This window comes from Blautia argi, assembly GCF_003287895.1.
In the GTDB taxonomy this organism is placed as follows: domain Bacteria; phylum Bacillota; class Clostridia; order Lachnospirales; family Lachnospiraceae; genus Blautia; species Blautia argi.
Map to the genome: position 1 here is coordinate 994,426 of NZ_CP030280.1, position 25,348 is coordinate 1,019,773.

The window sequence follows — 25,348 nt, forward strand, 5'->3', positions numbered from 1 at the left end:
GAAAGAGAGGGTACGATGATAGATAAAATAAAAAAATATGTCGATATTACAACCATTAAGTTTTTAATAGTAGGCGTGATTAATACAATTGTGGGAACAGGACTTATGTTTATCCTGTACAATATTTTTTCTGTAAATTACTGGATTTCTTCTGCCTCAAATTATGTTGTAGGAAGCATTGTGAGTTATTTTTTAAACAAATATTTTACATTCCGGAATAAGGAGAAATCCTGGAAACAGATAGGGCTATTTGTCTTAAATATTACAGTCTGTTATTTACTGGCATATGGATTGGCAAAGCCAATTGTATCTTTTGCATTAGGAGGATTTAGCGAAAAAGTTCAGGGGAATGTTTCTATGTTGGCAGGAATGGGACTTTTTGTTATATTGAATTATCTGGGGCAGAGAATGCTGGTGTTTAAAAAGTAGATGGGGTAAAGAAATGGAAGAGAAAAGAAGAAAAAGAATCTTGTTATTGGCAGTGTTTGCAATACTTAATTTATGCTTTTACGGTATTTTTTGCGTAGAGCATTTCGCAGCGGATACATATTTAACAGAAGTGTGGGGCTGGGAAAAAATTTCTAAGCTGTATTGGCAGAATGGCAGATGGCTTATGACCCTTTTGTGCGAAATATGTCAGGCGTTTCATATTGGATTTCATGCAGAAAAGACAATATCATGGGTTTTAGCAATCTCTTTTTTATCTTTGGCGGAACTGCTTTTATATGAAATCATAAAGAGAAGAATTCATGTAAAAGAAACTCTGAATATTAAACATATATTGGTTTTTCTTTCTTCATTTATGATGATTTCCAATCTTTTTGTTTTAGAATATTTTATTTTTGCCGAGTATACCGGAGCAATCTGCGTAGGAATTTTCTTTAATATTTTGGAAGTGAGATTGGTACTTAAGTTTTTGGAAAGAGGAGAGATAAAAGATTATATTTTGGGACTGGTCTGCGGCATTTTTGGGATTATGGGGCATCAGGGAGCCTTTGGAATTACAGCGGTACTTCTTATTCTTTTGGCAGAGAATACCTTTCTCAATGTGAAAAACTTTATAAAAAACAGTATCATAATCGGAATGGCATATTTGGTTCCGGCTTTAACAAATACGCTTCAGACAAAGTTGGCAGGTTCGGCTCGCGTAGCAGGAAGTCTGGATGTTGTCGGAGCATTGAAAACGGCTATGGAGCAAATTGGGGATTTGCTGATTTCTACAGCTAATTTTATGCCAAAATCCTTGTATCTGGTACTATGCGGAGTAGCAGGAATGGTTGTTTTAGTCATGATTATAGTAAAACGAAAAGGAAAGGCGTTGCTGCATGCTGCATATGTATTTTTGGTGTTTATTTTAGCAGGAGTAGCTCCTTTTTTAATGACGGATACGGCATATATCAGTGTTGTCCCTCGGACAGTGTATGTCTTGGGAGCGGGTTTTCCAGTGCTTTTAATTTTGTTGTTGCTCTTGGAGAATTTATCAAAGAAATTACTGCAGGGAGTTGTTCTATATGCAGGGATTTTTTTAGGAACTCAATATTTCAATACTTGCCAGATAGAAACCAGCCATTATGTTTCCAACGGTATTGACTATTATGATGTTAATTATATTGAACAACAGGTATGGATATATGAAAATGAAACGGGCAATCAAATTTCTAAAATTAAAATTTATACAGATGAAAGTCCGTTAGGAATTTATTATAATCTGACAGGATATGGTGCAGTAAATGAAAGGGTAATGTCTAATTCATGGGCAGCAGCAGATGCTTATCGGATTTTTACCGGAAGAGAGATGACTGTAGAGGAAAGCGATGCAGAGGTTTATGAGAAATATTTTAAGGGGAAAAACTGGCATTATTTAGATGACGAGCAGATTGTTTTAATAGGGGATACGCTGCATTTGTGTCTTTATTAGGAAATATACACCAAGGAAAAGGGAGAAGGAATGAAGAAGAAAAGAATCATCTATTTTGATATATTAAATATTATGGCCTGTATAGCTGTAGTAGCGCTGCATTGCCACGGCTCATTTTTTGAGTATGAAGACAGTCCGGCATGGAAGGTAACAGAGGCTGTACAGATTCTGGCACATTGGGCAGTGCCGATTTTCTTTATGCTGACCGGTGCGACTTTAATGGGATACCGTGAAAAGTATGATACAAAAAAATTATTTTCCAGAAGGATACAGAGGGTATTGGTTCCGTTTTTGATTTGGAGTACTATTTTTCTGATACGAGGTCTTGTAACCGGAATTCATCAATATCTGGGAGGACGGGACTTGATTGGAAAGTATTTAAGCGGAGGTATTCTTGGAATTTATTGGTTTTTTTATCCGTTATTCGCAGTATATCTTTCTTTACCTGTTCTTTCTGTATTGGCAGAAGGAAAGAATAGAAAAATTTTAAAATATGCTATAGGTGTTGGATTTTTGTGTTATTCGGTTTTGCCAGTGTGCAGCATTTTGACACAGATTCCGTATAATGATACTTTACTTCTGCCGGTAACAGGAGGGTATGTCTTGTATGTCCTGACTGGATACTATATGAGTCATACAGTGTTTTCAAGGAAAGTGCGCTATCTCATCTATGCAGGAGGAATTACAGGAGCTGTTTTTATGTGGATACTGACAGATTGGTATACAGTGAGAGATGGAGTTGCCAGTGAGGTGTTTTTGGATTATAAATATTGCTTTTCTTTCTGTATGGCTATTGGATTGTTTGAACTATGCAAAAATATTCCATGGGAAAAGTTTTGCCATGAACGAGGTCAGAAGATTCTCGGAATGATAGCTCAGTACAGTTTCGGGGTGTACTTAATACATATTTATTTTGTGGAAAAATTTTTTCAGTTTGTTCAGGACGACAGTATTCCAGGTATGGCGGTCGGAACAATACTGATATATGCTGTGTGTGTATTGCTTGTATTGGCAGTGAAAAAAATACCGGGAGGAAAGATACTATTCCCGTAAATTAGCCATTTAGCTGCCCGAGGCAGGAATAAAGAAGAGAGAAGGAGATTACATTATGGCTACGATTAAACCGTTTTGTGCTGTAAGACCAGAAAGCAGTCTGGTTCATAAAATTGCAGCGCTTCCCTATGATGTGTATAACAGAATGGAAGCAAGAAAAGAAGTGAAAAAAAATCCACAATCCTTTCTAAAAGTGGATCGTGCGGAGACATTGCTGGCAGAGGATATTGACATTTATAGTCATGAGGTTTATGCGAAGGCAGCATGTACGTTAGAGGAAATGATACATAACCACGAATTTATAAAGGATACACAGCCTGGCTATTATATTTATGAACTGACAATGGAAGGGCGTTCTCAGACAGGCATTGTCGGCTGTGCTGCTATTGATGATTATTTAAACAAAATTATTATGAAACATGAGAATACGCGTTCTGATAAAGAACTGGACAGGATAAATCACATTGATGTGTGTAATGCACAAACGGGACCTATTTTTCTGACGTACAGAGCAAATGCGTCTATCAATGATATTGTGGAAAAAAAGAAAACAGAAGCGCCAATTTATGATTTTACAGCAGAAGATGGAGTGGGACATCGCGTATGGAAAATTGAAAATAAAAAGGATATGGAAGGTATAAAAGAAACCTTTGCAGGCATTAATCAGATTTATATTGCAGATGGTCATCACAGAGCTGCTTCAGCTGTCAAAGTGGGACAGATGAGAAGAGAAACCTGTCCGGATTATACAGGTGACGAAGACTTTAATTATTTTCTGTCAGTATTGTTTCCAAGTGAAGAACTATATGTCATGGATTATAACCGTGTGGTTAAGGATTTGAATGGATATACAGCAGAGGAATTTAAGAAAAAAATCAGAGAAGTATTTGAGCTGGAGTTATATGGCAAAGAACCGTACAAACCGGAAGAAAAGGGTACATTTGGTATGTTTTTAGAGGGAGTCTGGTATAAATTGAAAATAAGAGAAACAGATACTTCAGATCCGGTGAGCAGATTAGATGTTTCTATTCTTCAGAATAAGGTGTTGGAACCGATTTTGGGAATAACAGACCCCAGGACAGATCAGAGAATTCAGTTTGTGGGAGGAATCAGAGGATTAAAAGTATTAGAAAAAGATGCTGTAAATGGCGTGGCTTTTTCTATGTATCCGACAGCAATCGAAGAGCTGTTTGCAGTTTCTGATGCAGGTATGCTTATGCCGCCAAAATCCACATGGTTTGAACCCAAGTTAAGAAGCGGATTATTTATCCATCAAATTTAGAGGAGGAAAAAATGCAGGCGATTATTTTAGCAGCAGGAATGGGAAAAAGATTAAAGGAATTAACAAGCAATGCAACAAAGTGTATGGTTGAAGTGAATGGTGTAACTATGATTGAGAGAACCCTTTCTCAATTAGATGCATTAAATCTGGAAAGAATTGTAGTAGTGGTAGGCTATGAAGGTCAGAAGTTAATGGAGTATATTGGAACATTAGATATACAAACACCGGTGGAATATGTAAATAATGATGTTTATTATAAGACAAATAATATTTATTCTTTGTATCTGGCAAAAGATTATCTTTTAGAAGATGATACTTTGCTTTTGGAATCGGATATTATCTTTGAGAGCGCTGTGCTGCAGAGATTATTGGACAACCCTTATCCCAGCCTTGCTTTAGTAGCCAAATATGAAAGCTGGATGGATGGAACGGTTGTGACATTAGATGAAGAAGATAATATTGTTGGCTTTTTAGGAAAAAAGGATTTCAAATTCAGTGATATTTCAAATTACTATAAGACAGTGAACATTTATAAGTTTGGTAAGGAGTTTTCAAACAGCCATTATGTTCCCTTTTTGGAGGCATATAGCAAAGCACTCGGAAATAATGAATACTATGAGCAGGTATTAAAGGTCATCACATTGCTGGATAAACCGGAAATTAAAGCAGAACGGTTGGAAAATGAAGCCTGGTATGAGGTTGATGATGTGCAGGATTTGGATATTGCAGAATCTATTTTTGCTGAAAAAGGAGAAAAGCTGGAACGGTTTAACAAAAGATTCGGTGGGTATTGGAGATTATCCCCGTCTGATAGATTTCTGTTATCTGGTAAATCCATTTTATCCAAATCAGAAATTAATAGATGAAATGCAGGCGAATTTCGGCAGGCTATTATGTGATTATCCGTCGGGTATGAATGTGAATAGCCTTCTGGGAGCCAAGTATTATGGACTCCGCAGAGAACAGGTTTGTGTCGGAAACGGCGCTGCAGAATTGATTAAAGCTTTAATGGAGAGGTTAGAGGGAAAAGTAGGAATGATTTATCCTACTTTTGAGGAATATCCCCATCGTAGAAAAGAAGAGGATATTGTTCCGTATCAGATACAGGACAGAGATTTCAGATATACAGCAGATGAATTGATGAATTATTATGAAGATAAAGAAATTCAAATTCTGGTTTTGATTAATCCCGATAACCCTTCCGGAAACTATATTGAAAAGAGAGAGGTGCTTCGTATTGCTCAATGGGCAGAGCGCAGAAATATCAGATTTGTTGTAGATGAATCTTTTGTGGATTTTGCAGATACAGAAGAAAATCCTACTTTACTGGAAGAAGATATTATCAAAAAATATAGGAATTTAATCGTGATAAAGAGTATTTCCAAATCCTTTGGCGTACCAGGTTTAAGGTTAGGGCTTCTGGTGTCTGACGATTTAGATTTGATTGCAAAAATGAAGAAAGATGTTTCTATCTGGAATATTAATTCTTTTGCAGAATTTTATATGCAGATTTTTGAAAAATATAAAGCCAATTATGACGATGCTATGAAGAAGTTCCGCGTTGTCCGTAAAGAATATGTGGAAATGTTGAATCAGATTTCTGACTTAAGAGTGATTCCTTCACAGGCCAATTACCTGATGTGTGAACTTACCGGTGCTATGACCAGTAAAGAACTCGCGGAAGAATTATTGGATAAATACAGCATTTTGATTAAAGATTTATCAAACAAAAATGGGTTTGATGGAAAATCTTATATACGTGTTGCAGTAAAACGTCCGGAAGAGAATCAGAAACTGGTTGATGCAATAAAAGAAGTATTAAAATAAAACAAAAGAAAAAGTATGAAAAAATATATCATTTATCTCCCTGTTTTATTAGTGCCTCTGCTTAACCTGATGCTGTATGAATGGAAGTTTTCCGTAAAAGAATTTTTTATGATGGCAGGTATTGCTTTTTCGGAAGAAGTTTTTTTCAGAGGATTTCTGCTGTCAAAACTGACAGGGAATTTTAGATATCGAGTATTCAGAGGAATCCTGATTACAAGTTTTGTATTTTCAGGTATGCATTTTATAAATCTGTTTTCCGGAGCCTCACCCGGCTATGTGCTTGCACAGTGCATAAGTGCAGGGTGCATAGGGTTTTGCTTTGCCGTTATTGTTTACAGGGAAAGGAGTATTTTCTTTTGTGTGCTGTTTCATTTGTTGATTAATCTTACATCAACAGAAGCAAATCTGGAATTATCAGAAATTCAATGGCTGATTTATGGCGCTGCGGCTGTTTTTTATGCAGGGTATGGGATATGGATGTATCGAAGGAAAAAGAAAGTGAACAAGCAAGGAGAAAGATAAGATGAAACTCTATATTGATCCAGGTACAGGAAGTATGCTGTTTGCAATTCTTATAGGAATTCTGGGTGCAGCAAATTATTTATTAAAAGATTGGATTGTAAAAATAAGGTTTCTTTTAAGCGGAGGAAGACAAAAGGCAGACGTGAATGAAAAAAAGATACCAATTGTAATTTTTTCAGATGATAAGAGATATTGGACAGTATTTGAACCTCTTTGCCGGGAATTTGATAGGAGGGGAGTAGATATTGTTTATATGACAGCTTCTCCGGACGACCCGGCTTTAAAGAATCCGTATGAACATATAAAAGGAGAGTTTATAGGAGAAAATAATAAGGCATTCGCAAAGCTGAATTTTTTAAATGCAACCTTGGTGCTTTCCACAACACCGGGCTTAGATGTGTATCAGTGGAAACGCTCAAAAAAAGTACAGTATTATGTACATATGCTTCATGCGGCAAATGAAATTGCGGGATATCGAATGTTTGGAACGGATTATTATGATGCATTGCTTCTGTCGGGGGAATATCAGGTGAGAGATGTCAGATATCTGGAAAGTATTCGGAATCTCCCGGAAAAGGAAATTGTAAAGATTGGCATTCCGTATTTGGACGAGATGTATGCCAGATTGCATAAGGCTCAGAATGCGGATATAAAGTCAGGGAAAAAGGAACGTACGGTATTACTGGCGCCATCCTGGGGGAAAAGCGCAATTCTTTCAAAGTTTGGAGAGAGGATTATAGACGTGTTAATAGAAACGGGATATTCGATTATCATTCGTCCCCACCCGCAGTCTTTTACTTCAGAGAGAGAAATGCTGGATACTTTGATGGAAAAATATCCAAATTCAGAAAAACTGGAATGGAATCGTGATAATGATAATTTTGAAGTTTTGAAACGTGCAGATATTTTGATTTCTGATTTCTCAGGGGTTGTCTTTGATTTTTCTCTTGTGCATGAAAAGCCGGTTATTTATACAGATACAAAATTTGATAAAGGCCCATATGACGCATGGTGGCTGAAAACACCTTACTGGACATTTACGGCATTGCCACGTATCGGGCAGGAATTGAATGAAGAAAATCTGGATTCTTTGAAAGAAATGATAGACAGTTGTCTGTCTGATGAAAAGTATGCACAGGGACGTCAGGAGGTTATCAGAGAAACCTGGGAACACAGAGGAGAAGGAACACAGCGGGCAGTAGACTATATTTTGAGTAAGTATGAGCAGTTGAAGTCCGCAGAGGAGGAAAAGTAACATGTCATTAGGAGAAATTTTAAACAGTTTGTTATTGATGCCGCTTCAGTTGATGTTTGAAGTGATTTATATGATTGCAAACAGGGTGATTGATAATCCGGGAATGTCCATTATTGTTTTAAGCCTGGTTATGAACTTTCTTGTGCTTCCTCTGTATAAGCGGGCAGATGCCATGCAGGAAGAAGAACGTGATATGGAAATGAAGCTTCGCGATGGTGTGTCGCATATCAAAAAAACGTTCAAAGGAGATGAACGTATGATGATGCTTCAAACCTACTATCGGCAAAATAATTATAAGCCTACCTATGTGCTGCGAGGGGCTGTTTCCTTATTTTTAGAAATTCCGTTTTTTATTGCAGCGTATCGTTTTCTTTCTGAACTACAATTATTAAATGGTGTGTCTTTTGGTCCTGTTTCTGATTTATCCAAGCCAGATGAATTATTGGTATTAGGTGAAATTACGATTAATATTTTGCCTATTCTTATGACAGCGATTAATTTGATATCCTGTGTGATTTTCACAAAGGGAAGTTCTATAAAGCAGAAAGTACAGTTATATGGAATGGCTTTATTTTTCCTTGTGTTTTTATATACATCTCCGTCAGGGCTGGTATTTTACTGGACATTGAATAATGTGTTTTCTTTAGTAAAGACGATTTTTTATAAAATAAAAAATCCTGCTAAAATTTTGAGTGTTATAGTTTCCATATCGGGTCTTTTTCTTTTTGTATATGGTGTCTTCTTCTATCCCGTACCGACAGCGAAGAGATTGCTATTTTTTGTTTTTTGCGGTGTATTGCTGCAGCTTCCGATTATTTATACATGCTTTAAAAATAAAATTCAAAGTAAGTTTTATACAGACCTGGGACAGGCAAATCGAAAGGTTTTTTTGGCAGGCGGAATATTTTTGTCTGTTTTGACAGGTGTTTTGATTCCGTCAGCAGTTATGAATGCTTCTCCACAGGAATTTATAGATATTAATTATTACTACCATCCGTTTTGGTTTATAGTAAGCGCTTTTTGCCTGGCTATAGGAATTTTTGTTATTTGGGCAGGGGTATTTTATTGGTTGGCAAAACCATCGGTAAAAGTGTTATTTGACCGGGGAATCTGGATCCTTTCAGGGATCACAGTGGTTAATTACATGTTTTTCGGAAAAAATCTGGGAATTCTGAATTCAGAATTGAAGTATGAGCAGGGACTTGATTTTAGTCTGCGCGATCAGGCATGGAATGCATTGCTTATGCTGGGAGTGATTGTATTACTTTGGTTTGTTGCACAGCATTGGAAGAAACAGGTTCTCAATCTGCTGGTAATTGTAACGATTGCCGTCAGCGGAATGGGTGTCTATAATATGGTCAACATAAATAAGGAAATTGGTAAAGTAAAAGAGCAGATTGCATTAAACAGCAAAATGCCGGAATTTCATTTGAGCCAAAAAGGCAAAAATGTTGTTGTTATTATGCTTGACAGAGCAATGGGGGCATATATACCATATCTTTTTCAGGAAAAGCCGGAGTTAAAAGAAGCATTTTCAGGATTTACTTATTATCCAAATGCAATTTCTTTTGGGGGATTTACAAATGTGGGAACCCCCGCATTATTTGGCGGATATGAATACACCCCAATGGAAATGAATAAAAGAAGCGATGAAACGCTGATGACAAAACAGAATGAAGCTTTGAAGGTAATGCCTGTTCTGTTTGATGAGAATGATTTTGAGGTTACAGTATGCGATCCGACTTATGCAAATTATCAGTGGATTCCAGACCTGAGTATTTATGATGAATATCCGGATATAGATGCATATATTACAAAAGGAAAGTTTTCTGACCAAACAGCTAAGGAAAGAAAGATACAGAATAATAAAAGACGATTTTTCTGTTACAGCATTGTAAAATCCGTGCCACTCTGTTTCCAGGAACTTTTATATGACCAGGGAAATTATAACCAGAGCAATAGTGGTTCAGAAACAAATGGAATTTATTCAGGACAGACTCTGACAGGAACAGCAATTGCAGACGGATTATATGATAGCTTTATGGATTCGTATCATGTGCTGGATAATCTGTCAGAGATGACAAAAATAGACCAAGCAGAAAAAGATACGTTTATGTTTATGACAAATGATACAACACATGATCCGATGTTGCTTCAGACACCAGACTATGTCCCGGCAGAGCATGTGGACAATACAGAGTATGATATGGAAAACAAGGATCGTTTTACCGTGAATGGAGTAACCTTAAAAATGGAAAATGATATGCAGATAACACATTATCATGCGAATATGGCCGCTTTGCTTAAGTTAGGGGAATGGTTTGATTCTTTACGGGAAAACGGAGTATATGATAATACAAGGATTATTTTAGTTTCAGACCATGGTCAGCCTTTAGCTCATGCAGATGAATTTATGCTGGAAGATGGAAATGACAGGAGCTTCTTTAATCCTCTGCTTATGGTAAAAGACTTTAACAGCAAAGAATTTACAACTTCTGAGGTATTTATGACCAATGCGGATGTTCCGACATTGGCGATGAAGGAGTTAATTGAAAATCCGACAAATCCGTTTACAGGAAAGAAAATGGATTCAACTGAAAAAACAGCTCATGAACAGTATATTTTGTTATCGTATGATTGGGATACGAATGTAAATAATGGAAAAACATTTCTTCCGGGAAGGTGGTACTCTGTGAAGGAGGATATGAGGGATAATAAAAACTGGAAATTGATTAAAGAGGAAGGGGTGTTAAAAAGCGAATAATTTAGGGAAAATCTGAAAGGGAATTTTTGAGGAAAGTGGCAGAATGGCTGGGTAATTTGTATGGATTACCCAGCCATGTGTAATATATGTCCTGGTCGTGTAAAAAGAGAAACCATTGGGTGTTCATAAAGCATTTCTGTTCAGTCAGTATAATTTTTGATAATTCCATTACGGATAATAAGTAAAAGAGTTTGTTTTCCGGTGTCAAAATTAAGTTCATATTTTTTCATTTTTTCTATGGTATAGTTCAGACAGTGACAAGATTGTTGCAAAATACAGGAAAATGAAAAGCTCCCGGGAAAGCTTGGACAAAAGAAAGGAATTACATATGAATCATGAAAAAATGAAGAATTGGCTGAAGCAGCACACCCTTATTCTGGAAGAGAGTTTTTGTGACAGTCTCAGAAAAATTGTTGAGGAGTATAAGGAGCAATATGGTTATAAGACAATGAGTGAGGTGTATAGGCTTATGGGTATAAGCAGACAGCAGATTGCCTACTGGGCAGCCAATCCCTACAGTACACAAACAAAAAAAACGGTATTTGACAGTATTAAAAGCAGCAGAGATTTTTTGCTTATCTGACGAAGAGGCGGAACATCTGGCCAACAAAGCCGGGTTGTCTTTACAACAAGGCGGCAGAAGGTTAGAAATGCAGAAGGTATTGGAACAATATAGCGGAAGACAGAACCAGCTGTTTGCAGCATCCAATATAACTGAGCGTATGCTTTATTACATAAAAGCGAACAGAAACCCCTCTAAGGAGAGTCTGACAGCATTGGTTATTTCACTTGGAATGGAAACAGAAGAAATCCAGCAGATATTAAAAACAGCAGGCTATGTGTTATCAAAGTCATTGCCAATGGATATGGTTGTGTTATATTTTCTGGAACATAGGTCAGAAATGGACAGAGAAATGTCTTTGGTCTGGCAGATTAATGAGGTGTTGGAAGAACTGGAACTTCCATTATTGGGAACCAGATTGTATGGAAAAGGAGAAATAATATGGGGAAAACCGTAGAATATGAGTTGGTCATCAAAACAGCAAATAAAATGTGGTCAGGAACAGATAATGACGTATATATCATAGTGTATGGAGAAGTAGACGGAGAAGAAGTCCATACAGATGAGATAAATCTTTCACAACGGGTAAATGGAAATTCATTTGAAAGAAATGCTGAGCACAGATTAGCGTTTCAGTGGGAAGATATTGGGAGACCAACGAAAATAAAACTTCGTTTAAGCAATACGTTTTTAGATGACTGGTATTTTGATAAGTGCACGATTCAGAGAAAAGGTCCGGAAACCCCGGAAGAGGATCCGGAAGTGAATAAGAAGGTGACTTTTAAAAAGGATACAATCCTGGAATTTCATCGAAAAGACAGCAGGCTGATTGAGGGGGATTTGAAACCGTTAAAAGAGATTATTCTGCAGGAAAAGTTGATTCAGGCGTATGGAGGCAGGGATTTAATGACGCTTTCGCCTAACGGAGAGTATGAAATCAGTATGGCTTTTATGAAAGAAAAGTCAAAAGTAATTGAATCCAGTACAGTGACGGAGAACGGAATGACACATAACCTGAACATAGGAATAGAAGGCGGATATGCAGCAGGCGATAAAGGCGGCGGAGAAGGAAAAGCTTCTTTGAGTTATGGTTTTTCTTACAGCACATTATATTCCATTGCAAAAACAAGGGCGGATTCTATGACTGAGGGAATGTCAAAGGAAACTACGATTAAAATTGTAAATTCAGGAGATACAGTAACAGAATACACAAAAGATGGCGGCGCTGTAAAAGTGACAGTAGAAGAAAGCAAAGTTCAGACATTTGCCATTGTATATGAGGAAACCGTTGTAGAGGTAGAGAGAAAAAGGCAAGGCGCTTCCTCTGATATCAAGCGCAGTGACAGATTAAAAATCGGGCGCAGAGTGCGGGGCGTTTTACCGCTTACACAGAACACAGATGGAAAACTGGTTTATAAAAATTCTCTTGGCAAAGTTTTTTCATTAGATAAGCTTTGGGAGGCTTTGAATTAACATAGGAGAGGTAAAATGGGAAAATCAAACAGTATACAAAATGCGGAAAAGGCCAACGCTGATTTCAGAAAATTTTTACTGGATATTCAGGAAAATTTGACAGAAAAATTCAATAGGGAAGAAGAAGTCTTTGAGAAGAAAGTGCAAGAGTTTTATACCAGCTCTGGTTATGACATGCTTATGGTAGCAGAAGGACATAAGTGGTCTTATCATCTGATGTCAGAATGCGGAGTGGCGATGTTGAAAAACCGAGTGAAAGAAATGGTAGAAGCCTTCTTTGGGGTTGCAGAAGGGGAGATACCAGAGGGAAATCTGGAAATTGATAAAACTCCAAATGGAAAGGTTTCAGTACCAGCGTCAGAAGAAGTATTAAAAGCGCTAAATATTATCAGATTTTTCAAAAATTTAGCTTCTGTTTCAGCAGTGAACTTTATTATCGGAATGTTTGATGTATTAAGTGACAAGCTGGAGATAAGTGCAGAGCATAATTATTCCTCACAGGCCATTGCGCCAGGGTTGACACTGCATGTGGATTTATATTCTGCTGCATATTCCAACGAGAGTTTTTTGAAGAATGACAGAATTGTAGAAAGTTATGTCCGGTTTAAACTGATATATTCTTATGCATTGGCTGGCACTGTATCTGCCATGGATACAATTACAACTCTGGTAGGAAAAATAGCACAAATGGAGCAGGATTTGGCAAAATTTGATGTGAGATTGTTTAAAATGATGCAGGATATGAGTGTAGAGTGGGAAACATTGACAGCATACAAAATGCGTTCTGATATGATGCACGCTTATCTGGAAGGAGCAAAAAAAGAAAAAAATGCAATGATTGCTGAAAATATGGTACGGACAGCACAGGCTGGACAAGAAAGAAGGGTTTTAAGAGCCGGACTGAGATTACCTGCAGAAAGACTTCGTATGATGAAAAATCTTCAGGAAAGTTACCAGTGATAAATGGACCGCTTTTTTTCGGGAGATATTTTTGAAGATATGAGGATTCGAACAGGAAGTTCTTATATATCAGATTTGCCTTATAAAAAGCAGCAGGTATGGGAAGAACTACAGAAGATACAAATAGAGAAATATTCTAAAGAGCAGTTTATGGATTTTATGAACTATGTATTTGGAAGGGAATAAAAAGACCGCTGCGTATAGAAGATAAGTCGGAAAAGCAAGGGGGCTGTGGCACTAAATAATTAGTACGCAGCCCTTTGCTGTAGAATTTATTATTTTTTAGGCTCAATTTTATCTGTTTCTTTCTCTGTTTCCGGCACCAGATACCGCAGAAATTTCTGGGCTGCCGGAGCGGTCAGAAGCTGTGGATTATACGCCAGAATCAGCTTTCGCTTGGGAATGTTTTCCTTAATCTGAAGCTGATAGAATTCCTTTTTGCGGTGTTCCAGTACATAATCCGGTACAGCAGTGATACCCAGTCCGATTTTTGCCAGATCCAGCAAAAGATCATTGCTGGAAAGCTCTGCTTCCGGGGTAAAGGAAAGCCCGTGTTTGGCAAATACCTGCTGCAGAAAGCCGCTTGTGGTACTGGTCTTATCCAACATCAAAATGGGATATTGGGTAAGCTGTGCCAGGGAAAGGGGCTGCTCCTCCAGATGAAAGAAGCGTTTGCCGGCTACAAAGATATCCTGAAATTCCCGGATCACGCAGCAGGTATCCTTGGAGGTCAGATAAGGGTTTGGGGCATTGGCAACAATAAAATCCACCCGGTTGTTGTGAAGAAGGGAAACGCACCCCCCGGAAGTGGAATTCGTTACCTTGATATGCACATTTGGAAATTCCCTGTGAAACCGTTTAAAATAAGGAATCAGAAAATAGCGACAAATGGTGTCGCTGGCGCCGATACGCAGAGGCGCTTCCAGAGAAGGGGAGTTTAAAATCTGATTTTCCCCCTCAAATAAAAGGTTTACTGCAGGCTCCACGTGACGAAGAAGGGACTCGCCCTCAGGGGTCAGAGTGACCTTTTTTTTATTTCTGAGAAACAGGGCATGTCCCAGCTTTTGCTCCAGGGCTTTGATGGACTGGCTGACCGCGGACTGGGAGATGTAAAGCTGACGGGACGCCTCTGAAAAGCTGAGAGTGGTAGCGACATAATAAAAAACCTTGTAAAGTTCAAAACTGATATCCATATAGAAAATCCTTTCCTGAAAATAGCCTATTTAAAGTATGCTATACACTACTATATAAAGAGGAAGGAAAGATGTCAACGTACAAATCAGGCAGAAAAGAAAAGGAATGTCAAAAGAATATTAAATTAATAAGTTTTGCTTATATTAGATATAAGTCATATTAATTTTACTTATAAAGTTTCTTATGCTACACTATCCCTAGAAATACAAAAAGCAATGCAAAATACCATTTGCCCCTGTCGGGCAGAAAGGAGTCAATATGAGCAGCGTAAAGCGTGTCTATGTTGAGAAAAAAACAGATTTTGCCGTACAGGCAAAAGAATTGCAGCATGAAATTGAGAGCTATCTTGGAATTAAGGACGTAACAGGAGTCAGAGTACTGATTCGTTACGATGTTGAGAATATTTCCGACGAGGTATTTGAAAAAGCATGTACCTGTGTTTTTTCCGAACCGCCGGTTGACCATTTATTTAAAGAAACTTTTGAAAAAAACGAAGGGGACAGAGTTTTTTCTGTGGAATACCTGCCGGGACAGTTTGACCAGAGAGCAGATTCCGCAGTACAGTGTGTGCAGTTTTTAAAAGAGGACGAGCAGCCGATTATCCGTTCCGCGACTACTTATGTTATTGAAGGAAATATTTCTGACGAAGAACTGGAAGCCATTAAGAACCATTGCATCAATCCAGTGGATTCCAGAGAAGCAGAAACCGAAAAACCGGAAACTCTGGTGACAAATTTTGAGGAACCGGAAGATGTAAAAATCTTTACAGGTTTTGCAGACATGGCAGAAGCAGACTTAAAGGAATTATACGATTCCCTGAATCTGGCTATGACCTTCAAGGATTTCCTGCACATTCAGAATTATTATAAAAACGAAGAAAAGCGCGACCCGTCCATGACGGAAATCCGTGTGTTGGATACTTACTGGTCTGACCATTGTCGCCACACTACATTCTCCACAGAATTGAAGAATGTAACCTTTGGCGAAGGGGATTACAAGGCGCCAATCGAAGAAACTTATAAAAAATATCTGGCTGACCGTCAGGTGATTTACAAAGACAGAGATGATAAATTTGTCTGCCTTATGGATCTGGCTTTAATGGCAATGAAGAAATTAAAGGCAGAGGGCAAGCTTCAAGACCAGGAGGAATCTGATGAAATCAATGCCTGCTCCATTGTTGTGCCGGTTGATGTAGACGGAAAAGAAGAGGAGTGGCTCATTAACTTTAAGAATGAAACTCACAACCACCCAACCGAAATCGAGCCTTTCGGTGGTGCGGCTACCTGCCTTGGCGGCGCAATCCGTGACCCGCTCTCCGGACGTACTTATGTATATCAGGCTATGCGTGTGACAGGTGCAGCTGACCCCACTGTTTCTGTACAGGAAACCATGAAGGGCAAGCTTCCTCAGAAAAAACTGGTGCGGGGCGCTGCTCACGGATATTCTTCCTATGGAAACCAGATTGGTCTGGCTACCGGTTATGTAAAAGAGATTTACCACCCGGATTATGTGGCAAAACGTATGGAAATCGGCGCAGTTTTAGGCGCGGCTCCAAGAAGAGCCGTTATCCGCGAAAATTCTGACCCGGGTGATATCATTATTTTACTGGGCGGACGTACCGGACGCGACGGCTGCGGCGGTGCAACCGGTTCTTCCAAGGTACACACAGAGGAATCCATTGAAACCTGTGGTGCAGAGGTACAGAAGGGAAATGCGCCTACAGAGAGAAAGATTCAGAGATTATTCAGAAGAGAAGAAGTAAGCTGCATTATTAAGAAATGTAATGACTTCGGTGCAGGCGGTGTTTCTGTTGCTATCGGAGAACTGGCAGCTGGTCTGAAGATTGATTTGGATAAAGTGCCGAAAAAATATGCTGGTCTGGACGGAACGGAAATTGCGATTTCTGAATCCCAGGAGCGTATGGCAGTTGTGATTGACCCGAAAGATGTGGAAACTTTCTTAGATTATGCGAAAGAAGAAAACCTGGAAGCCATTCCGGTGGCAGAGGTAACCGAAAGCCCAAGACTGCTGATGAACTGGAGAGGAAAAACCATTGTAGACCTGTCCAGAGCTTTCCTGGATACCAATGGTGCACATCAGGAAACAGACGTATATGTGGAAATTCCGGGCAAAGAAGGCAATGTTCTGGAGCATACAGAAGAAGTTTCTGATGTAAAAGAAAAATGGTTAAATACCCTTTCTGACTTGAATGAATGTTCTCAGAAGGGCTTAGTGGAAATGTTTGACGGTTCTATTGGAGCAGGCAGCGTATTTATGCCTTACGGCGGTAAATATCAGCTCACAGAAACACAGGCCATGGTGGCAAAAGTTCCGGTATTAAACGGAAAGACAGAAACTGTTACCATGATGAGTTATGGCTTTGACCCATATCTGTCCAGCTGGAGCCCATATCATGGCGCCGTTTATGCAGTGACAGAATCTGTGGCAAGAATCGTGGCAGCAGGTGGTGATTACAGCAAAATCCGCTTTACTTTCCAGGAGTATTTCCGCAGAATGACCGAAGACGCACACCGTTGGAGTCAGCCGTTTGCAGCTCTCTTAGGCGCATATGCGGCACAGCTTGGATTCGGACTTCCGTCTATCGGCGGCAAGGACTCCATGTCCGGTACTTTTAATGAAATCGACGTACCGCCTACACTGGTTTCTTTTGCAGTAGACGTGGCAAAACAAAAAGACGTGATTACACCGGAACTGAAAAAAGCAGGCAGCAAGCTGGTATGGCTGCGTATGCCAAAGGCAGCTTACGATTTGCCGGATTTTGAAGCATTAAAAGAACAGTATACAAAACTTCATGAAGATATTCAGGCAGGACGCGTGCTTTCTGCTTATGCTTTAGACCGTCAGGGTATTGCGGCTGCTGTTTCCAAAATGGCATTTGGTAACCAGATGGGTGTGAAAATTGAGCATAATGTAGACGAGAGAGATTTGTTTGGCGCAGGCTTTGGCGATATTATTTGCGAAGTGGCAGAAGACAAAGTGGGCGAACTTGCTATGACTTACACTTTGATTGGTGAAGTGACCGAAAACGCAGGCATTGAATATAAAGATATGAGCATCTCTATGGCAGAAGCTCTGGAAACCTGGAAAGCGCCACTTGAGAAAGTATTTAAGACACGCTCCGGTTCTGAAACCGATGATGCAACCGTAAGCATGGATAAAGGTGTGTATGATACAAAAGATATTCATATCTGTTCTCATAAGATTGCCCAGCCAACTGTGTTTATTCCGGTATTCCCGGGTACAAACTGTGAATACGACAGCACAAAGGCATTTGAACGTGCAGGGGCAAAGGTTATCACAAAGGTATTTAAGAATCTGGACGCAGCAGATATCCGAGATTCTGTAGAAACCTTTGAAAAAGCCATTGACCAGGCGCAGATGATTATGTTCCCGGGCGGCTTTTCCGCAGGTGACGAACCAGATGGTTCTGCGAAATTCTTTGCAACAGCTTTCCAGAATGCAAAGATTAAAGAAGCAGTTATGCGTCTGTTAAATGAAAGAGATGGTCTGGCTCTTGGTATCTGCAATGGTTTCCAGGCTCTGATTAAGCTGGGACTGGTTCCATACGGAGAGATTGTGGGACAGACAGAGCAGTCCCCGACACTGACCTTTAATACCATTGGACGTCATATTTCCAAAATGGTTTATACAAAGGTTGTAACCAACAAATCCCCATGGCTGCAGAAGGCAGAGCTTGGTAAGGTTTATACAAACCCGGCTTCCCATGGAGAGGGACGCTTTGTTGCCAACGAGAAATGGCTGAAAAAACTTTTTGAAAACGGACAGGTTGCAACACAGTACTGTGACGTAAACGGTAACATTACTATGGACGAAGAGTGGAATGTAAACGGTTCCTACTGTGCAATCGAAGGTATCACCAGCCCGGACGGACGTGTGCTCGGTAAAATGGCACATTCCGAAAGACGCGGCGACGGCGTTGCCATGAATATCTACGGCGAACAGGATATCAAGATTTTTGAATCCGGTGTGGAATATTTTAAATAAGCTCTACTACGCATGCATGGTTTTGCGGTTTTCAAAATAGGGGATTTTTTCAATGGCGTCCAGAATGTCGGCAAAGTCGATTCTGGGCGCTATTTCTATATATTTTCGCAAAAGTGCCTGTTCCTGTTTTTTATAGGGTCCATAGAAAATATCGTAGAGATTATGTCCCCGAAGATAAATTTTAATGTCCTCCATATGTGCCTTGATATCCTCTGTGGTTTCCAAATCTTTTCCCAGTATTTGCACAAGCTGTCTGCCGCTTCGGATACGGTGGAGATATTCTTTCCACTTTTTCAGCAGAATTTCATAAAACTGTTCCGGAGAATCTAAAATTCCTAATTGTGTCATAACCTGTGGATTCAGAAAATAGTTTTCAAAAGAATAATATTTCAGCACCAGCACGTTTTTCTGTGTAACTCTTGGTAGCTTATCCAAATCCTCCCGGTTTCGTTCTTCGTAATAATGACATAAAGAGCGCACCAGCATATCCCGGTCTTTGCCGTCCCCGTCCCGTATCATAAGAAATTGGTCTTTAAAATACACCTGATTTAAGTATTTCAGATTGGCATAGGTTTTGATATTGGTACAGCTGTTGGTGGTAATAATGGAAACCCGGGACTGCCCCCTGTCCGGCATGTGGATTTCCGAAAAATATTTTTCCAGTAAAAGGGGAAGGCGGCTTTTGTCCTGCCGTCCCTCAACGATAAAGACAAAATCCACGTTCATCAAATCCGAAGCAGAATATCCCAAATCATCTAAAATGGCAGAAATGTCCGTGTGTTCCCGGACAGAGGGAAAGCCCTGGCTGTCCAGTACCATCTGCCGAATCTGCCGACTGTTAAACTGAAACAGCAGATTCGGAGAATGGGTGGAAAAAATCACCTGACATTTCTGGGACAGTCGGTACAGAATCCGACTGGATATTTTCTGCAGTTCGGGGTGCAGATAGCTTTCCGGGTCTTCCATAAGAAGCACCGCCGGAAGTCGGGTGCCTTCTTCCATATAGGCCTCCAGAAGGGAAAGCAGATAAATACTGCGCATACCTTTTCCAAGGGTGGAGATGGAAGAAGGCTTCTCCTGATTCGGCTGGCGGATATAGCCCTGTACCTGAAAAATATCTCCGGTATGACAGGTCAGCTCATAAGAGATTTTGCCATGAGAATGGCTATTTTCTCGAAAATGTGCGTTTACCCGTTTTGAAAAGTCCTTTAAGTTCATGTGGTATAACTTGTATTCCAGAAGCTTTTCTGTTTCAAAGGCATTTAATTCCTCCGGTTTTTTCTGATTAATCAGTCCAATACAGGAAAAACAATGGGAACAGGCCTTGGCGCGCTCAAAAAGACAGCAGTCCATACGCATCTGGTTCAACAAATCGTCTTCCAGAAAGGACAGCAGGTGTGTTTGAATGGTTTCCAAATCCCTCTGGGTATTGAGATAATAAACCGAGGGCAGCACTTCCTGAATATACCGGTTATGCTTGTGAAAACCGTCGTGATATCGTATGATGCCCTGATGGTTTGCCAGAAAGGTAAAGGTCAGAGTTCCGTTTTCATAAGAGGGCAGTTTGCTTTTAAAATCCCGGAACCAGGTTTCAAAACGTCGGTATGGGCTGACTTTTTTGTTTTGGAACAACAGATGTAAGTCCTGTCTGGAAAAGATCAGGGACATGGAAATTTCAATGTTTTGCTTTTGCTCATTAAAATCAGAGGGGAGAATTTCATACTGTCCGGCTGCAGCGGCAATGGCAGCCAGTACAGAACTTTTCCCCACACTGTTCTGCCCTACCAGAATCAGGGCGTTTTCCATGTGGGAAAAGGTGAGATTCTGAATAGATTTAAAATTTTTAATCTGAAGAAAAGAAATCTGCATAAGGTATCTCCTTTCACAGCCAATAGAAAACCGTTATTATAAAATAGATAAGAATACTATAACACAGAATCTGAGAAGAAAGAAACGAAAACAGAATCTTAAGAAAAATATCAGAATTTCATTCAAAAAAAGTCAGTTTTTGCTGTTATAATAGGCTCATAAAATTGAGGAGAAGCAAAGAGGAAAAGAAAATGGATACATACAACATTTTAATTGTGGACGATGACAGGGAGATTGTAAAGTCCCTGGGAAAGCTTTTGGAATTGGAGGGGTACTGCGTTTATCGGGCATATGACGGTATGGAGGCTCTGGATATGCTGATGCGGGAAAAGATTCATCTGATTCTTCTGGACGTGATGATGCCAAAGCTGAACGGGCTTTCAGCTTTGATGAAAATCCGGGAAAAGAACAACATTCCCATTATCATGCTTTCTGCAAAGACAGAGGAGAGCGACAAAGTGCTGGGGCTGTCTATGGGGGCTGACGATTATGTGACAAAGCCCTACAATACGGCAGAACTTATGGCAAGGGTAAAATCGCAGCTTCGGCGGTATTTTTCCCTTGGGGCAGCAGCAAAGTCTTCCGAAGAACTGCTGGTAAACGGAGGACTGGCGCTGAATAAACATACAAAGAGTCTGACTGTGGACGGAGAGGAGGTGCATCTGACAGCCACGGAGTATAAGATTTTAGAACTTTTGATGAGTCACCCGGGGTATGTATTTTCCGCAGAGGAAATCTATGACCGGGTGTGGCAGGAACAGGCCTACGGTGTGGAAAATACCGTTATGGTACATATCCGGCGGATTCGGGAAAAAATTGAGATTACGCCGAAAAATCCAAAATATTTAAAGGTGGTGTGGGGAATTGGGTACAAAATTGAAAAATTATAAGAAACAGATTCTGGGAGGCTTTTTGCTTTTTGGGTGGCTGATGACTCCGACGCTTTTGATACTGGCGATGGAATTTTGGAATTATGGGTATCATGAGTTTTGGAAATACGCATGGACCAAAGACCAAAGTGCAGAGTTCAGAATGGCTTCTACTGTTTTAGCGGCGCTTGCAGCCGTGTCGCTTCTGCTTCTTCTGGCACTCTCTTTTTTATACTGGAAGAAATGTGCTGCCAAAGAACAGATAAAAGAAAGTCGGGTGGACAGGGTTCCCACAGAACTGGCAGTTCTGGTTGTTTTGCTGAGCGCCTGGCAGTTGGGGGTGATGTTTGCAGACGCAGTCTGTTATCCGGGGGCAGACCTGTATTTTTCCGGTATGGTTTTGATAAGTGTAAAATCCATTGTTCTGGCTGTGTTGAAAATCGTGGGAGTCAGTCTTGTCTTTTATACAGGAATTCTTTTGCTATACCGGAAAATCCGTCTGAAAATCACAAAGCAGACCAGTGCAATCTGGAGAGGAATGAAAACCTACAAAGAGAAAACACCCTGGGAAACACAGCTTCAGAATAAGAAAAGAGGATATGTTTTTCTGGTGGGACTTGTCTGTGTACAGGGGATTTTTTATACAGTGCTTCCAATATATCAATATGGTTTTGTGTATGCAATGAGAAGTTCCTCACCGCTTCTGACTGTCTTACTGGGAGGGAGCAGCCTTTTGCTGGCAGGAATCACAATCCGAACCTGGAGAAAAGGCGGTATATTCCGGGATATGGGCAAGCTGGCAGAGCAGATTGCCCTGATGTCAGAGGGAGAGTCCATACCGGAAGAATTGCGGCTTTCAGAAAAATCGTTTTTCCATGAAACAGACAGACAGCTTGCAGGGGTCAGTGATTCCATGGCAAAAAGTGTGGAAAAACAGCTTCAGGCAGAGCGTTTGAAGGTGGACTTAATTACTAACATGTCCCATGATTTAAAGACTCCGCTGACGTCCATGATAGGGTATACGGATTTGCTGAAAAAAGAAGAATTAAACGATACTGCCAGAGATTATGTTGACGTCATTGCTTTAAAACAGGAACAGCTTCGGGATATGATACAGGACGTGTTTGATTTGTCTAAGGCAACCAGCAATGCAGAGCAGCTGAACATGGAGCGTCTGGACATGGTGAAGCTGTTTGAACAGATACTGGCAGATATGGAAGACCGGATACAGGAAGAAAAACGGGAAATCCGTACAGATTTTCCAGAGGAAGGTCTGTATTTTATGGGAGATAACGGGAAGATGTACCGCGTGGTTCAGAATCTCCTGGAAAATGCTTTGAAATATTCCCTTCCTGATACCAGAATTTATATTTCTGTAAAGCAGCAGGGAAATCAGGCACAGGCAGTGATGAAAAATATTGCAGGGTATGAAATGAATTTCTCGCCTGAGGAGATTATGGAGCGATTTGTCCGGGGAGATGCGGCAAGGACAACAAAGGGACATGGACTGGGGCTTGCCATTGCCTCCAGCTATGTGAAAAATATGGGGGGAAGTCTGAACATAGAGATAGACGGAGATCTGTTTAAGATTATTATGGAATTTCCGTGTACAGAAACATGAAATGTTCTGCTTGCAATTTTTCCCTTTTTGTGTTATTCTTTCCACAAGCAAAAGTAAAAGGGAGTAGCTTAACATCTTTTACAAACAGACAGAACATGTAAAAGATGGTTTTGTAACCGTCACCCGGTATCGAGAGATACCCGTAGCAAATGAGAAAGCAAGACTTTTATTGTGGCAGAGGTCATGATAAAAGTCTTTTTTTATTCCTCATTCATCACCTCTTCCACAGATACTTGCTGATACAGAAGGAGGATTTTTTATGTGTAACCAAATGAAGAAGGAAGTACAGGAAGCGATTCGCGCAGGAGAGCAGGCGCTTCAAAGCTTGAACGGAGCAGGAGAAAAGCTGGGGAGTGCAGAAAAATGGGGGATTTTTGATATGTTTGCAGGCGGATTTTTCAGCAGCTATATCAAGCATGCTCAGATAAAAGAGGCAGAATCCTTGCTGGAGCAGGCAAAACAAGAACTGCAGGTATTTCAAAGAGAGCTAAGCGATGTGGGAGAAGCCCTGCATTTACAGATTGAAATCGGAGATTTTCTTACTTTTGCGGATTTCTTTCTGGACGGTTTTGTGACAGATTATCTGGTACAGAGTAAGATTAGAGATGCCAGAGAAGATATTGAGGTGGGCATTTTGCATGTGAGAACTATCTTGGAAGAATTGTATAGAAAATTGGAGGTGTAAGATATGGGTTGTCTGGGAAATTTTCTGTGGTTTTTGTTCGGAGGAGCAGTCAGCGGATTAAGCTGGGCATTTATGGGGTGTCTGTGGTGCATAACCATTGTGGGGATTCCTGTGGGTATGCAGTGTTTTAAATTTGCGTCCCTTAGTTTTTTCCCTTTTGGGAAGGACGTGCAGTATGGGGGAGGCGCAGGTTCCTTTCTTTTGAATATCATCTGGCTTCTGATTACCGGTCTGCCTATGGCATTGGAACATCTGCTGTTGGGAGTGGGGCTGTGTATGACTATTGTGGGAATCCCTTTCGGTTTGCAGCAGTTTAAGCTTGCTAAGTTGGCGTTGCTGCCGTTTGGAGCGGAGGTGTGTTAAGGTGAAGCTGTTTCAAAAACACGAAAACTGTGTTATACTTTTGCCGTAAAACGAGGAGGACACAGCATGAAGTATTATTTCGCCCCCATGGAGGGCATTACAGGATATATTTACCGGAGCGTACATCACGAATTCTTTCCGGGCATGGAAAAATATTTTACCCCTTTTCTTTCTCCGGGGCCAAAGAAGGCGCTGACGGACCGGGAGATTCGAGATATTTTGCCTGAGCACAACCGGGGAATGACCGTGGTTCCCCAGATTCTCACCAACCGGTCAGAGGACTTTACCCGCACAGCTCATGTGCTGAAGGATTATGGTTATCAGGAAGTAAATCTGAATCTGGGCTGTCCTTCCGGCACAGTAACGGCAAAGAAAAAGGGCGCGGGATTTTTGGAATACACAGAGGAGCTGAATGTTTTTCTGGACGGGATTTTTCAGAATTCCTGTATGGAAATTTCCGTAAAAACCAGAATCGGGAAAGAAGACCCCGAGGAATTTGAACAGCTTTTAAAGATTTATAATCAGTATCCCATAAAAGAACTGATTATCCACCCAAGAGTGCAGACAGATTATTACCGGAATACGCCTAACCGGGAGGTGTTTGCAGAGGCAGTAGAGAACAGCAAAAATCCGGTGTGTTATAATGGAGATTTATTCAGTCTTTCAGACTGCCGGACATTTGCACAGGAGTTTCCCAAGGTGGATACCTGTATGCTGGGCAGGGGGCTTTTGGTCAACCCGGCGCTGGTAAGGGAGCTGCAGACAGGAGAAGCGCTTGAAAAGCAGGAACTTCGCAGGTTTCACGATGCCTTGTGCCAGGCATACGGGGAAGTCATGAGCGGCGACCGGAATGTGCTGTTTAAGATGAAGGAGCTTTGGTTTTATATGGGGAATCTGTTTGAGGATAACAAAAAGCAGATGAAAAAAATAAAAAAGGCGCAGCGGCTTTCAGATTACAGGGACGCAGTCGACGAGCTTTTTGCAAAGTGTGAATTTAACGCTCAGGGAAGTTTTCAATAAGACGGGAAAAATATGACTTGAACCAGGCGAAGGACTTGCCCCTTTGCCTGGTTTTATGGTATTCTAAATAGTAAGACCTAAAATT

The 25,348-nt window shown here is 40.3% G+C and carries 22 protein-coding genes; 20 read left to right on the forward strand and 2 right to left on the reverse strand.

All coding sequences use genetic code 11. The features are described 5' to 3' along the window. Positions 1-15: 15 nt before the first annotated feature. The 14 genes from DQQ01_RS04885 (at position 16) to DQQ01_RS04945 (ending at position 13,802) form a co-directional block, all read left to right on the forward strand. Positions 16-429 carry a GtrA family protein gene (locus DQQ01_RS04885; protein ID WP_111918883.1) on the forward strand — a complete coding sequence of 138 codons (414 nt, stop codon included), beginning with the start codon at positions 16-18 and terminating at the stop codon, positions 427-429. Between the two features lie 13 nt (positions 430-442). Then, complete coding sequence (locus DQQ01_RS04890) at positions 443-1,918, forward strand: glucosyltransferase domain-containing protein (protein WP_111918885.1); 1,476 nt, start codon at positions 443-445, stop codon at positions 1,916-1,918. 30 nt (positions 1,919-1,948) lie between these two features. After that, positions 1,949-2,971 carry an acyltransferase gene (locus DQQ01_RS04895; RefSeq protein ID WP_111918887.1) on the forward strand — a complete coding sequence of 341 codons (1,023 nt, stop codon included), beginning with the start codon at positions 1,949-1,951 and terminating at the stop codon, positions 2,969-2,971. Positions 2,972-3,026: 55 nt separating this feature from the next. Then, positions 3,027-4,253, forward strand: a complete 1,227-nt coding sequence (locus DQQ01_RS04900; RefSeq protein ID WP_111918889.1) for a DUF1015 domain-containing protein — start codon at positions 3,027-3,029, stop codon at positions 4,251-4,253. Between the two features lie 11 nt (positions 4,254-4,264). After that, a complete protein-coding gene (locus tag DQQ01_RS17250; RefSeq protein ID WP_330407653.1) occupies positions 4,265-5,119 on the forward strand; it encodes a phosphocholine cytidylyltransferase family protein in 855 nt (284 codons plus the stop codon). 46 nt (positions 5,120-5,165) lie between these two features. Continuing rightward, complete coding sequence (locus DQQ01_RS17255) at positions 5,166-6,080, forward strand: pyridoxal phosphate-dependent aminotransferase (protein WP_330407723.1); 915 nt, start codon at positions 5,166-5,168, stop codon at positions 6,078-6,080. A 15-nt stretch (positions 6,081-6,095) separates the two neighbouring features. Continuing rightward, the gene (locus DQQ01_RS04910; protein ID WP_111918891.1) at positions 6,096-6,602 is read left to right on the forward strand and encodes a CPBP family intramembrane glutamic endopeptidase; all 507 of its coding nucleotides are present in this window, start codon (positions 6,096-6,098) and stop codon (positions 6,600-6,602) included. A 1-nt stretch (position 6,603) separates the two neighbouring features. After that, a complete protein-coding gene (locus tag DQQ01_RS04915; protein WP_111918893.1) occupies positions 6,604-7,857 on the forward strand; it encodes a CDP-glycerol glycerophosphotransferase family protein in 1,254 nt (417 codons plus the stop codon). Position 7,858: 1 nt separating this feature from the next. Next, a complete protein-coding gene (locus tag DQQ01_RS04920; RefSeq protein ID WP_111918895.1) occupies positions 7,859-10,621 on the forward strand; it encodes a YidC/Oxa1 family membrane protein insertase in 2,763 nt (920 codons plus the stop codon). Positions 10,622-10,949: 328 nt separating this feature from the next. After that, on the forward strand, positions 10,950-11,204 hold the full coding sequence (locus tag DQQ01_RS04925; RefSeq protein WP_162624249.1) for a hypothetical protein: 255 nt from the start codon (positions 10,950-10,952) through the stop codon (positions 11,202-11,204). A gap of 67 nt (positions 11,205-11,271) precedes the next feature. Continuing rightward, positions 11,272-11,640 carry a hypothetical protein gene (locus DQQ01_RS04930; RefSeq protein ID WP_111918899.1) on the forward strand — a complete coding sequence of 123 codons (369 nt, stop codon included), beginning with the start codon at positions 11,272-11,274 and terminating at the stop codon, positions 11,638-11,640. Then, positions 11,625-12,656, forward strand: a complete 1,032-nt coding sequence (locus DQQ01_RS04935; protein WP_111918901.1) for a PLAT/LH2 domain-containing protein — start codon at positions 11,625-11,627, stop codon at positions 12,654-12,656. Before DQQ01_RS04930 ends, DQQ01_RS04935 begins: the two co-directional genes overlap by 16 nt. Before the next feature lie 15 nt (positions 12,657-12,671). Beyond that, entirely contained in the window at positions 12,672-13,616 is a 945-nt protein-coding gene (locus DQQ01_RS04940) for a hypothetical protein (RefSeq protein ID WP_111918903.1), read from the forward strand. A gap of 39 nt (positions 13,617-13,655) precedes the next feature. Continuing rightward, a complete protein-coding gene (locus DQQ01_RS04945; RefSeq protein ID WP_242980586.1) occupies positions 13,656-13,802 on the forward strand; it encodes a hypothetical protein in 147 nt (48 codons plus the stop codon). Between the two features lie 89 nt (positions 13,803-13,891). On the opposite strand, the gene DQQ01_RS04950 is transcribed toward DQQ01_RS04945, so the two are convergent. Next, entirely contained in the window at positions 13,892-14,809 is a 918-nt protein-coding gene (locus tag DQQ01_RS04950; protein WP_111918907.1) for a LysR family transcriptional regulator, read from the reverse strand. Positions 14,810-15,068: 259 nt separating this feature from the next. Here DQQ01_RS04950 and DQQ01_RS04955 point away from each other — a divergent pair, with 259 nt between their 5' ends. After that, complete coding sequence (locus DQQ01_RS04955; protein WP_111918909.1) at positions 15,069-18,836, forward strand: phosphoribosylformylglycinamidine synthase; 3,768 nt, start codon at positions 15,069-15,071, stop codon at positions 18,834-18,836. A 6-nt stretch (positions 18,837-18,842) separates the two neighbouring features. Here the strand turns inward: DQQ01_RS04955 and DQQ01_RS04960 are convergent, their stop codons facing one another. Then, complete coding sequence (locus tag DQQ01_RS04960) at positions 18,843-20,705, reverse strand: ATP-dependent nuclease (RefSeq protein WP_111918911.1); 1,863 nt, start codon at positions 20,703-20,705, stop codon at positions 18,843-18,845. A gap of 191 nt (positions 20,706-20,896) precedes the next feature. Between DQQ01_RS04960 and DQQ01_RS04965 the strand changes: the two genes are divergently transcribed. From DQQ01_RS04965 to DQQ01_RS04985, 5 genes are all read left to right on the forward strand, one after another. After that, the gene (locus DQQ01_RS04965) at positions 20,897-21,595 is read left to right on the forward strand and encodes a response regulator transcription factor (RefSeq protein WP_111918913.1); all 699 of its coding nucleotides are present in this window, start codon (positions 20,897-20,899) and stop codon (positions 21,593-21,595) included. Then, a complete protein-coding gene (locus tag DQQ01_RS04970) occupies positions 21,570-23,195 on the forward strand; it encodes a sensor histidine kinase (protein WP_111918915.1) in 1,626 nt (541 codons plus the stop codon). Before DQQ01_RS04965 ends, DQQ01_RS04970 begins: the two co-directional genes overlap by 26 nt. A gap of 259 nt (positions 23,196-23,454) precedes the next feature. Further along, positions 23,455-23,880, forward strand: a complete 426-nt coding sequence (locus DQQ01_RS04975) for a hypothetical protein (RefSeq protein WP_111918917.1) — start codon at positions 23,455-23,457, stop codon at positions 23,878-23,880. Positions 23,881-23,883: 3 nt separating this feature from the next. Beyond that, positions 23,884-24,243 carry a YccF domain-containing protein gene (locus DQQ01_RS04980; RefSeq protein ID WP_111918919.1) on the forward strand — a complete coding sequence of 120 codons (360 nt, stop codon included), beginning with the start codon at positions 23,884-23,886 and terminating at the stop codon, positions 24,241-24,243. Between the two features lie 66 nt (positions 24,244-24,309). Next, positions 24,310-25,263, forward strand: coding sequence for a tRNA dihydrouridine synthase (locus DQQ01_RS04985; protein ID WP_111918921.1), 954 nt, complete (start codon positions 24,310-24,312; stop codon positions 25,261-25,263). Positions 25,264-25,348 lie beyond the last annotated feature (85 nt).